The sequence below is a fragment of the Mycobacterium sp. genome (assembly GCF_035653355.1).
GTDB lineage: Bacteria > Actinomycetota > Actinomycetes > Mycobacteriales > Mycobacteriaceae > Mycobacterium.
In genome coordinates this window covers 1-10,016 of the sequence record NZ_DASRBZ010000261.1, presented here as the reverse complement: position 1 = coordinate 10,016, position 10,016 = coordinate 1, and the positions used below count along the sequence as shown (strand labels likewise).

Genomic DNA, 10,016 nt, shown 5'->3' with positions numbered 1-10,016 from the left:
GCCTTATCGCCATTCTTCTCTAGGAAGCAGGCGTGGAATCCGCTGAAATCGGGTAGTGACGCCGAGGGCGTCGTCAACCGCAGCACCGCCCGCTCGTGGTGCGCGCGCTCGGTCAAGCTCATGTCGGCGACCCGCTCGTCGAGCTCTTGGGCCAGCTTGACCAGGATCTCCACCAGGTAGGCCACCGAGCTTCGGGTGGTGCCGATGTTGGTCATGAACAGCACGGTGTTGCGGGAAGTTTTGTTGATCTGCACCCCGTAGCGGTCCATCAACTCGGTGCGTTTGAAGGTGTCGCCGTCGATGCCGGTGAGCCCGATGTACAGGGTGACGCGACTGGGGTCCAGCACGAATTCGTCTTGACCCCAAGCGGTGGCCATGTTCGTCAAGCCCGTGCGCAGTGGCTGGTCCAGGCCGGAGGGGCGGAACTGCTCCGGAATCATCTCCGCCGTAGACAGACAATGCATGTACTTGCTCAGCAGCGGGTGTTTGTCGATCGCATCGCGCAGCTGCATCGCGTTTTCGACCTGCTTTTGCACCAGCTCCATGCCTTCGAGGTCGGCTTGCCGCCGGCCGATGTCGAGGGACGCCAGGACTTGGTAGTTCGGCGAGGTGGAGGTGTGCGCCATGTACGCCTCGTGGAACGTCTCCTGCACCTTCTGGTCGAAGTCCTGGTCGAAGACGTGGATCATCGAGCCCTGCCGCAGCGAAGTGAGTGTCTTGTGGGTGGATTGGGTGGCATAAACCCGCACCCGGGCCGCGGCGGGATCGGGCAGCAAGCGGGTATCGAGCATCGTCTGGTCGTCGGCGCCGGCGAGCTGCTCGGCGTAGTCGTGGTAGTCCCGCCGATATTCCGGCGAGCGCAGCCGCTCACGGATCACGCGCGCCGCGCGCATCGCCGTCCGCTTGCGGTAGACGTGGTGGAACCGCGCGAACGCGAACCATGCCTCGTCCCAGAGGAATACCAGGTCGGGCTTGATCGCCAGGCATTCCTCCATCACGCGCTCGACGTCGTAGACGATCCCGTCGAAAGTGCAGTTGGTCAGCGCCAGCAGCTTGACCCGCTCGAGCTTGCCGGCCGCGCGCAGGGCCAGCAGCCGAGACTTGATCTCGCGCAGCGGCACTCCGCCGTACATCGAATACTGGTTGAGCGGATAGGCGTCCAGATAGGTGACTTGGGCGCCGGCCATCATCAGCCCGTAGTGGTGGGACTGATGGCAGTTGCGGTCGATCAACACGATGTCGCCGGGCGCGACCAACGCCTGCTCGACGATCTTGTTGGCGGTCGAGGTGCCGTTGGTGACGAAGTAGGTCTGCCGCGCGCCGAACGTCTTGGCCGCCAGCTGTTGTGCCTCGCGCAGCGGTCCGGTCGGCTCCAGCAACGAGTCCAGCCCGCCACAGGTTGCCGAGGTCTCCGCCAAAAACAGTTCCAGCCCGTAGAACTGGACCATGTCGGAGATCCAGTGCGAGTTGACAATCGACTTGCCCTGCGAAATCGGCAGCGCGTGAAAGACCCCGGTCGGCCGGTGGCTGTATTCGCGCAGAGCACTGAAAAACGGGGTCCGGTAGCGCGCCGCGACACCCTCGAGCAGCGACAGGTGCCGGTCGAGTGTGCCCTCCCCGGCGTGGAAGACCCGGCGGAAGTGGTGGCCCAGCCGCGCGGCGACGTCCTCCACTTCCAGCTCGGTAATCAGATACAGGTCGATCTCGGGCCGGGTTTCGCGGAGTGCTTTGGCCAGAATCTCGGCCCGCTCCTCAGGCGTGTGGTCGGCGAGGTCTTCGGCGACATGGGCGTCGCAGAAGTGCGCCAACGCGGAAAGATCCCGGCGCGAGCGGTGCGAGAATCTCCGCGTGATCGCGCAGGCCTGCACGTTGGCGTTCAGTCGCGCGGCGATCACTGCTTCGTCACCGCTGCCGACCACCACAATCTCGTAGACGAACGCGTCGTCCGGTCGGCGCCAGCTGCGAATCTCGTTGGCTAGCGCCCGTTCTTCGGCCTCGCTCATCGTCGCCACGATCAGCAGCTCGAAGTACGGGCGGGTAGGCCGGTGGTGCCCCAGCACCTCGGCGATCGCCGGACCCGCATTCAGTGCCTCGTTCTCACCCTCCAGCGGTGATCCGAGCACGCCGGTGCGGTAGGACTCGGTGACCAACGCGCGGTTGATCTTGGCGACCGTCCTGCCGAACTTGTCGAACGCGCCGGTGGCGAAGAGGCGGTGCGTTTGGTTGAACACATGGATGCCGGGGAAGGCCCAGTAGCGTTCGAACGGCCGCAGCTGAGCCAGCAGCCCCTCCACCGTCTCGATGCTCGGCGCGGGATCGCGCCCGCGGGCCGCTGCGGTCGATAAGCGCTCGCTGGCTTCTTCGAGCCGGCACCAGGCGTCGGCGCGAAATTGCCAGGCGGTGTTGTAGGCATGCGGGTTCACGTCCGTCATTTCCAGCCTCCGCCCCGCTCAATCGTTATCACCCGAGGCTATGCCGTCGCCGCAGTTCAAGGGCGGTTATTCAGCGACTCGACAGCTGACCGACGCTTAGTCGGTGTGCTCGACGACTCCGATCGCGTGCTGCGCGCGGTCCTCGTACGCCTGGCGGGCTTTGCTGTCGACGTGCAGGAATACGGTGTCGTTACCCATCTTCTTGTTGAGCCAGCGCCGGCCCCGCGCCGGTAGCAGCGCGGCCAGTGTGGCGATGTAGCGCCCGGAACCGGGGACTGACACTTGGGTTTTGGGCTTGTCGAGCAGCTTGACGACGGCGGCGGCGACGTCCTCGGGCGCCACCGGCTTCTGCGCGGCGCTGGGGTGGGTGCCCGAGATCAATTCGGTGTTGGTAAAGGTGGGCAGCACCGCGCTGACGGTGACGCCGTGCGGGGCGACCTCGTCGGCCAATGCGGTGGTCAGGCCCACCACGGCGAACTTGGTGCCGGCGTAGACGACCTGTCCGGGCACGGCCACCATGCCGGCCAGTGACGCGATGTTGACGACGTGTCCGCTGCGGCGTTGCACCATCTCCGGCAACACCAGCTGGCAGCCGTTGAGCACGCCGTAGAAGTTGACCTCGATCGCCGAGCGGATCGCCTGCTGCGACTGCTGCAGGAAGGGACCGACCGGCATCACCCCGGCGTTGTTGATCAGCACGTCGATGTGCCCGCCACCGTCTGCGCGGGCCTTGTCGAGGAACGCCGCGAACGACTCGCGGTCGGTGACGTCGAGCGGATGACCGGACACCGAGCCCAGACCGGCGAGGCCCGCGACGGCCTTCTCGAGGACGTCGACGTCGCGGTCGCCGATCACCACCCGCGCACCCCGGCCCAGCAGCGCTTTCGCGGTCGCGTGGCCGATGCCACGGGCGGCGCCGGTGATGACGACGGTCTTGCCGCTGATGTTGTCCATGGGCGGAACTTTACTGGTGTCAAGTTTGTGGTGGGACGGTTATCCGGTCGGCGACTCTTCGTCCTGCTCGGCGGCCTCGTAGGCGATGTCGAGCCGCTGTTCGGGACGGCGCGTTTCGGTGCGAAGGGCCTGGCTGTAGTAGGCCTTGTCGGCATCGATCAGCGGTGGCTGAACGATGCTGCGCGGCCACAAGCGGTTGGCGCGCACGACGTCGAATTCGATTGCGTAGACCATCAGCGTTGCCTGCAGCGCCAGCCACGCCAGCAGGCCGAGCACCGCGCCGAAGAATCCGGCGACGGCTTGGGCGTGGCGCAACTGGTGGGTGACGACGTCTCCGGCGGCCATCAGCAGCAGCTGCCAGCCCACGGCGCTGATCGCGGCGCCGGGAATCATGGCGCGGGTGACCACGTGCTTGGCGGCCGAGGCGCGAAAAAGCGCCAGGAAAAACCCGGTGCCCAGCGCGCTGCCCACGACGAAGCTGACCGTCCGCGCCGGCCAGCCGCCAAACCCCCAGGACGCCGCCTTGACCGCCGCCGCGCTCGAGGCGCCGGTCACCACGACGATCAACCCCAGCATCAGCAGGGTCACCACGGTGCGCACATACCGGTGTGGGAAGCCGGGCCAATCCACTTTGGGAACGGCCCACAGCGTGTTGAGCGTGTTCTGCAGCGAATAGGCGAATCCCCGCGCGCCGTAAAGCGAACCCACAATGCCGATGATCAGCGTGAAGGTGTTCCCGAAGTGCTCCACACCCAGCTGCTGATGGATTTGGCCGCCGACGATCGGGAACTCGGCGAACGCCGAATTCACGAGGTGCTGTTGCAGTTTCGGGTGCGAACGCAGTACTACACCGACGATCGCGGTCAGCGCCAGCAGCAGCGGGAAGGCCGCGACGAAGCCGTAGTAGGCCAACAGCGAGACGTGATAGCCCGCTTGGTCGTCGCCAAACTTCTTGATCACCGCGATCGGAAAACCGACCACGGGATGCCGCTGCTGCCACCCGTCGAAGCCACGAGCGGCCCGCTCTATCGGGTTCATCGCCTAGCCCGCCACCTTCTGCCGCACCTGTGAACCGGCATATACCCAGAAAGAGTTTTGCTCACTGTGAACGTAAGCCATATCTGCGCTGGAATTTCGCTTTGGTTAGTCTTTCTTGATGCCAAACAGCCAGCCCGCGGTCCTTAACACCGCGTCGACGGACGCGCGGCGCGTCGACGAACTGCGGCTGCTGGAAGCCGAAGCGGTGCACATCATCCGCGAGGTGGTCGCCGAGTTGGAGCGGCCGGTGCTCCTGTTTTCGGCAGGCAAGGACTCGATAACGCTACTTCGGTTGGCGGAGAAGGCTTTTCGCCCGCTGCCGCTGCCGTTTCCGGTAATGCATGTCGACACCGGCCACAACTTTCCCGAGGTGATCGAGTTCCGTGACCGCAGGGTCACCGGCCATGGGCACAAGCTGATCGTCGCCTCGGTGCAGGAATCCATCGACAGCGGTCGCGTGCCGGACCCCGGGCCGGGGGCGTCGCGCAACCGGGCGCAGACCCGTACCCTGCTCGACGCGCTGGAGGCCGGCGGTTTCGACGCGGCCTTCGGCGGTGCCCGCCGCGACGAGGAGCGCGCCCGCGCCAAGGAGCGCATCCTGAGCTTCCGCGACGAGTTCGGCCAGTGGGATCCCCGCGCGCAGCGCCCGGAGCCGTGGTCGCTGTACAACGGGCGGATCAAGAAGGGCGAGCAAGTGCGGGTGTTCCCGCTGAGCAACTGGACCGAGCTGGACGTCTGGCGCTACATCGAGCTAGAAGACCTCGAGCTGCCGTCCATCTACTACGCCCACGAACGCGAGGTGTTCGAACGCGACGGCATCCTGCTGGCGGTGTCGGAGTACGCCGAGCCGGGACCCGGGGAACGCTCCGCGGTGGAGTGGGTGCGTTACCGCACCGTCGGCGACCTGACCATCACCGGTGCGGTGCGTTCGCGCGCCACCGACATCAGCGGGGTCATCACCGAGATCGCAGCGGCGACGGTGTCGGAGCGCGGCGAAACCCGCGCCGACGACCGCACTTCCGCGGCGGCGATGGAAGACCGCAAGCGCGAGGGCTACTTCTGATGACGGGCGCTGAAAAGACCTTGCCGCCCAAGGGGATAACGCGGCAGCTGCTGCGCATCGCCACTGCCGGTTCGGTGGATGACGGCAAGAGCACGCTGATCGGGCGGCTGCTGCACGACACCGACAGTCTGCCCCTGGATCACCTGGCGGCCGTCACCGGCGAAGACGGCATCGCCGACCTGGCTGCGCTCTCCGACGGCCTGCGCGCCGAACGCGAACAGGGCATCACCATCGACGTTGCGTACCGGTTCTTTTCCACCGACACCCGCAGCTACATCCTGGCCGACACTCCCGGCCACGAGCGCTACACCCGCAACATGTTCACCGGCGCATCCAACGCGCACGTGGCGATCTTGCTGGTCGACGCTCGCGCCGGGGTGCTGCGCCAGACGCGGCGGCACGCCTGGATCGCGAACCTGGTAGGCATCAAGAGCCTTGTCGCGGCGGTCAACAAGATGGACCTCGTCGCCTTCGACCAGGTCCGGTTCACCGAGGTGGAGGATCAGCTGCGTCAGATGGCGGCCCGCCTCGGCGGCGTGGAGATCACGGTGATTCCGATTGCGGCCAAGCTCGGCGACAACGTCGTGCACCGCTCGGAGCGCACGCCGTGGTACGGCGGACCCACCCTGCTGGAGTACTTGGAAGGCGTCGAATTGGCGGCGCCGCAGGCCGAGGCATCACGGCTGCGGCTGCCCATCCAGTGGGTGTCGCGGCCCACCGCCGACATCCGCCGCCGCTACACGGGGCGGCTCGCGGCGGGCACGCTCAGCGTCGGCGATCCGGTGGTGTCGCTGCCCGCCGCCACCCGTTCGACGGTGACCGCGCTGGACACTCTCGACGACGACCGCACGACAGCTGTTGCGCCGCTGTCGGTTTCGATTGAGCTGGCCGATGACATCGACGTGGGGCGCGGTGACGTGCTGATCAGCGCGGCCGACGACGCAGTTCCACCGGTGCTGGCTCGAGAGCTCGATGCCACGGTGTGCTGGTTCGTCGACACCCCGCTGCGCGCCGGCGACCGGCTGGCTCTCAAGCAGACCACCAAAACCGTGCGGGCAACCGTGCAGGCGCTGCACTCACGAGTGGACCCGGAAACGCTCGACGAGCTCGACGGTCCAGTCGAGTTGGCGCTCAACGACATCGGCACGGTCACACTGCGCACCAGCTCGGTCGTCGTCGCCGACCCCTACGCCGACAACCGGGATACCGGCGCGTTCATCTTGATCGACGAGTCCACCAACGACACCGTCGGCGCCGGCACCATCCTCGAGGCGCGGGAGATCAAGCCGGGCGCACATCCGCGCACCGACATCCGCTGGCACCCGTCGGCGCTGGACCGCACCTACCGATGGCGGGCAACCGGACAACCGGGTGCCACGATCTGGTTCACCGGACTGCCCGCCTCCGGCAAGTCGACCATCGCGGTGGCAGTGGAGCGCGCGCTGGTCGAATCGGGACGGGTGGCTTATCTGCTCGATGGCGACAACCTGCGCCACGGGCTGTCCGACGACCTTGGCTTTTCGCCGGGCGACCGGGCTGAAAACATCAGGAGAGTGGGGCATTTGACTCGGCTGCTCGCCGACGCGGGTGTGGTCGCCCTGGCGTCGCTGGTGTCCCCGCTGAAGTCTGACCGCGAGATCGCCCGCGCCCTCAACGACGCCGCCAAGCTGCCCTTCATCGAGGTCTATGTCGCCACGCCGCTGACGGAATGCGAAAAGCGCGACCCCAAAGGCCTGTACGCGCGGGCGCGCAGCGGCCAGCTCGCCGGTCTGACCGGTGTCGACGCGCCGTACGAGCCACCCGATCACCCGGATCTTGTGCTCGACACCACCAACGCCGACATCGAGCAACTCGCTGCACAAGTCATCGATCTGCTCAACGAGCGCAGCCCGCGTTCATCTCGCTGAACTAGAAGTTATGCGGTTGGGTCTGGCCAAGCAGCGCCGTCAACGTGGCGACGAAGTTCTCGAGACGTTCGCGCGGGTAGGCCTCGGGATGGCGCACGGCCAGCCGTCCCAGCATCTCGGCGAACGACAGCAGCGTGTGGGCGAGCAAATGCGGATCCACGCCGGCTAGTCGGGGCATCAGCGCCGTTCCGGCGCGTGACAGTTCTTCGGCCTGCGCCAAGATCGCCGAGCGGGTGTGGCGCAGCGAGTCTCGGTAGGCGCGCGGAGCGCTGTCCGGTGCGGTGAGGATCAGCCGCCAACGCGTCGGATTGGCAAGCACGGCTTGCAGGAACGCGGTGATCGACGCGGCGTAGGCGCCGGCCGGCCCCAGTGTCGTGAGATCGGTGGGCATTGCCGCGGCGATCTGGGCAATGCCGCGCTGGTGTTCGCGGGCCAACAGTTCTGCGACCAATTCCGCTTTGGTGCGAAACACCGTGTACACCACGGGTTTTGCGATGCCTGCCGCGGCGGCAACGGTTTCCATGGCGAGCTCATGCAGCTCGCAACCGGCCAGCACCTCCAGCGCTGCATCCAGCAGCTGAGCGCGACGCGCCTCGCGTGATAGCCGCGGGGCGTATTTGCGGCGCGGGCGCTCCTGCACGGGCATGACCACAATTTTACGGCACCGTTGTATTGGCCGGGTCGGGAATGCTACGGTCGCGTTCTATTCATCAGAACGGAGACACCGCGATGGCCCAGGGCACGGGATCCATGTCGCTCGCGCTGACCGATCCACGGTCGGTGGTGGCCTGGACGGCGCAGTCGGCGCAGCTAACCGTGCGGCGTGCCATTGGGCTGGCGCGGCTGATCGATCGCGCCGACCGAGCCCTCGACGACATCGCCGAGCTGCGCCGCTCAGCGCAGTACATCGCGGACAACCTCGCCGATCTGAGCAAAAGCGCCAAGGGCATCGACCGCAACTCAGCCGAGATCGCCCGGGAAATCACCGGCCTGACCAAAGCCGCACAAGGCATCGACACCCAGGCCGAACGTCTCACCGCCGAAATTCAGTCGGTAGCCCAAATCTTGCCGACTTTGCAGCGGCTCACCGAAATCGTGGACCCTCTCGACAACACGGTCGCGCGGCTGGGCCGCTTCGTTGACCGCCTGCCCGGGGGACGGCGCACCGCCGCTCGCGGCAGCCGATCCGCTGACCCACAGGAGAAGCCCTAGATGACTGTCGGCCGCCTAGCCGTTGTGATGGCCATCGCAGGAATCGTTGCCGCCGGCTGCTCGAGCACGCCAGACCCGAGCGTCCCGACCAGCGCGGCCGGCATCACCACCCAGTGGTTCGCAGCCACGTCAGGCAAATTCCTGCTGCAAGGCGCCATCCTGCAGAAATACAACGAAGTGGGCGCGTCGAACAGCCTGCTGGGCTCGCCGATCAGCAACGAGCAGCCGGGCCCGGGCGGCGGCCGCTATACCAAGTTCGAGGGCGGCGGAATCTACTGGACGCCGCAAACCGGTGCGCATGTCGTGCTGGGTGCCATCCGCGACACCTGGCGCAACGACTACGGCGGCCCGGCCGGGCCGCTGGGGTACCCGACCGCCGATCAGCAGGACGTCCCTGGCGGATGGCAACAGACCTTCCAGCACGGCACCATCGCCTACACCAACGGCCGACCGCACGTCGAAACGCAGCCTTAAATCTCAAGCGTCTGTGCGGACTTCACCACGCGGTCATGAGCCAGTTAGTCGCACACACGCCTGACCCTGCTACTGAACAGCCGCCGAACCAATCAGCGCCGGCAGGCTTCTACAACGGTGGTAATGGCGACGTTGTCGTACGTCGGGGTGCGATGCAGTAGATCCGGTACGACTAGCGCCCGGCCGCAGTACGCTCATGCCGTGGCGGAAACGTCATACGCGTCGTGTGGCGATCTCAGCCTGGCGTATCAGATGTTCGGCGACGGGCCGGTCGAGCTCGTCTTCGCAGGTTCCTTCGTCAGCCACATCGAATTGTATTGGACCATGCCCGAATTCGAGGCCTTCTTCGAACGGCTATCCACTTTCTGTCGCATACTGCTATTCGACAAGGCCGGCGTCGGGCTGTCGGACCCCGTCCCGAAAGTTCGCACGCTGGATGATCGAGCGGCCGAGATCGAGGCCGTCATGGACGCGGTCGGCTTCGACAAAGCGGTCATTTTCGGGGTCAGCGAGGGCGGGCCGGCCGCGATGGTCTTTGCGGCAAAACGACCGGAGCGAACGCGGGCGTTGATCCTCACCGGCACGTTCGCGTACACGGGCTTCACCGGGTGGGACGATCTCGAAGCCGATGCGGCCGACCTGCGGGCGCGCTGGGTAACCGAGTTAGGTGAGGACTACACGCCATCGACGGAGCAGATTGCCGGCTTCCAGGAGTTCGGCCGCGCCATCCGTTCGGCGTGGGGCAGCGGTGCGGCACTTAGGTATCTGGTGCCGTCGGTCCGTTCGACTCGCCAGCTCGCAATGTTGGAGCGGATGAGCGCGAGCCCGGGGATGGCACGGGCGACAGTCGAATCGGTGTTCCTGATAGATGTCCGGCCGATCCTGCCGACCATCGGTGCGCCAACTCTCGTCATCCATGCCCGCGACGACCTCATC

The 10,016-nt window shown here is 66.3% G+C and carries 9 protein-coding genes; 5 read left to right on the top strand and 4 right to left on the bottom strand.

Features of this window, described 5'->3' with window-relative positions; translation table 11 throughout:
- The 3 genes from VFA16_RS08980 to VFA16_RS08970 form a co-directional block, all read right to left on the bottom strand.
- On the bottom strand, positions 1 to 2,432 hold a 2,432-nt coding region (locus VFA16_RS08980), incomplete at its 3' end, for an ornithine decarboxylase (protein ID WP_324967472.1).
- 96 nt (positions 2,433 to 2,528) lie between these two features.
- Complete coding sequence (locus tag VFA16_RS08975) at positions 2,529 to 3,386, bottom strand: SDR family oxidoreductase (protein ID WP_324967471.1); 858 nt, start codon at positions 3,384 to 3,386, stop codon at positions 2,529 to 2,531.
- Between the two features lie 39 nt (positions 3,387 to 3,425).
- Positions 3,426 to 4,424 (bottom strand): YihY/virulence factor BrkB family protein, encoded by a 999-nt coding sequence (locus tag VFA16_RS08970; RefSeq protein ID WP_324967470.1) that lies wholly within the window; start codon positions 4,422 to 4,424, stop codon positions 3,426 to 3,428.
- Between the two features lie 118 nt (positions 4,425 to 4,542).
- Here VFA16_RS08970 and cysD point away from each other — a divergent pair, with 118 nt between their 5' ends.
- Both cysD and cysC read left to right on the top strand, forming a co-directional pair.
- Complete coding sequence (cysD, locus tag VFA16_RS08965) at positions 4,543 to 5,487, top strand: sulfate adenylyltransferase subunit CysD (RefSeq protein ID WP_324967469.1); 945 nt, start codon at positions 4,543 to 4,545, stop codon at positions 5,485 to 5,487.
- A complete protein-coding gene (gene cysC / locus VFA16_RS08960) occupies positions 5,487 to 7,394 on the top strand; it encodes an adenylyl-sulfate kinase (RefSeq protein WP_324967468.1) in 1,908 nt (635 codons plus the stop codon). The genes cysD and cysC overlap by 1 nt, the downstream gene beginning before the upstream one ends.
- Position 7,395: 1 nt before the next feature.
- Here cysC and VFA16_RS08955 read toward each other — a convergent pair whose 3' ends face one another.
- The gene (locus tag VFA16_RS08955) at positions 7,396 to 8,040 is read right to left on the bottom strand and encodes a TetR/AcrR family transcriptional regulator (RefSeq protein WP_324967467.1); all 645 of its coding nucleotides are present in this window, start codon (positions 8,038 to 8,040) and stop codon (positions 7,396 to 7,398) included.
- Positions 8,041 to 8,123: 83 nt separating this feature from the next.
- Between VFA16_RS08955 and VFA16_RS08950 the strand changes: the two genes are divergently transcribed.
- From VFA16_RS08950 to VFA16_RS08940, 3 genes are all read left to right on the top strand, one after another.
- Complete coding sequence (locus VFA16_RS08950; protein WP_324967466.1) at positions 8,124 to 8,606, top strand: hypothetical protein; 483 nt, start codon at positions 8,124 to 8,126, stop codon at positions 8,604 to 8,606.
- On the top strand, positions 8,607 to 9,080 hold the full coding sequence (locus VFA16_RS08945) for an esterase (protein WP_324967465.1): 474 nt from the start codon (positions 8,607 to 8,609) through the stop codon (positions 9,078 to 9,080).
- Between the two features lie 201 nt (positions 9,081 to 9,281).
- Positions 9,282 to 10,016: alpha/beta hydrolase (locus tag VFA16_RS08940; protein WP_324967464.1), on the top strand; the 735-nt coding region annotated here is incomplete at its 3' end.

What these genes read in the sequence shown, in the direction of transcription:
- VFA16_RS08975 (WP_324967471.1), bottom strand. Translation starts at nt 3,386, where the DNA reads ATGGACAACATCAGCGGCAAGACCGTCGTCATCACCGGCGCCGCCCGT.
- VFA16_RS08970 (WP_324967470.1), bottom strand. Translation starts at nt 4,424, where the DNA reads ATGAACCCGATAGAGCGGGCCGCTCGTGGCTTCGACGGGTGGCAGCAG.
- cysD (WP_324967469.1), top strand. Translation starts at nt 4,543, where the DNA reads ATGCCAAACAGCCAGCCCGCGGTCCTTAACACCGCGTCGACGGACGCG.
- cysC (WP_324967468.1), top strand. Translation starts at nt 5,487, where the DNA reads ATGACGGGCGCTGAAAAGACCTTGCCGCCCAAGGGGATAACGCGGCAG.
- VFA16_RS08955 (WP_324967467.1), bottom strand. Translation starts at nt 8,040, where the DNA reads ATGCCCGTGCAGGAGCGCCCGCGCCGCAAATACGCCCCGCGGCTATCA.
- VFA16_RS08950 (WP_324967466.1), top strand. Translation starts at nt 8,124, where the DNA reads ATGGCCCAGGGCACGGGATCCATGTCGCTCGCGCTGACCGATCCACGG.
- VFA16_RS08945 (WP_324967465.1), top strand. Translation starts at nt 8,607, where the DNA reads ATGACTGTCGGCCGCCTAGCCGTTGTGATGGCCATCGCAGGAATCGTT.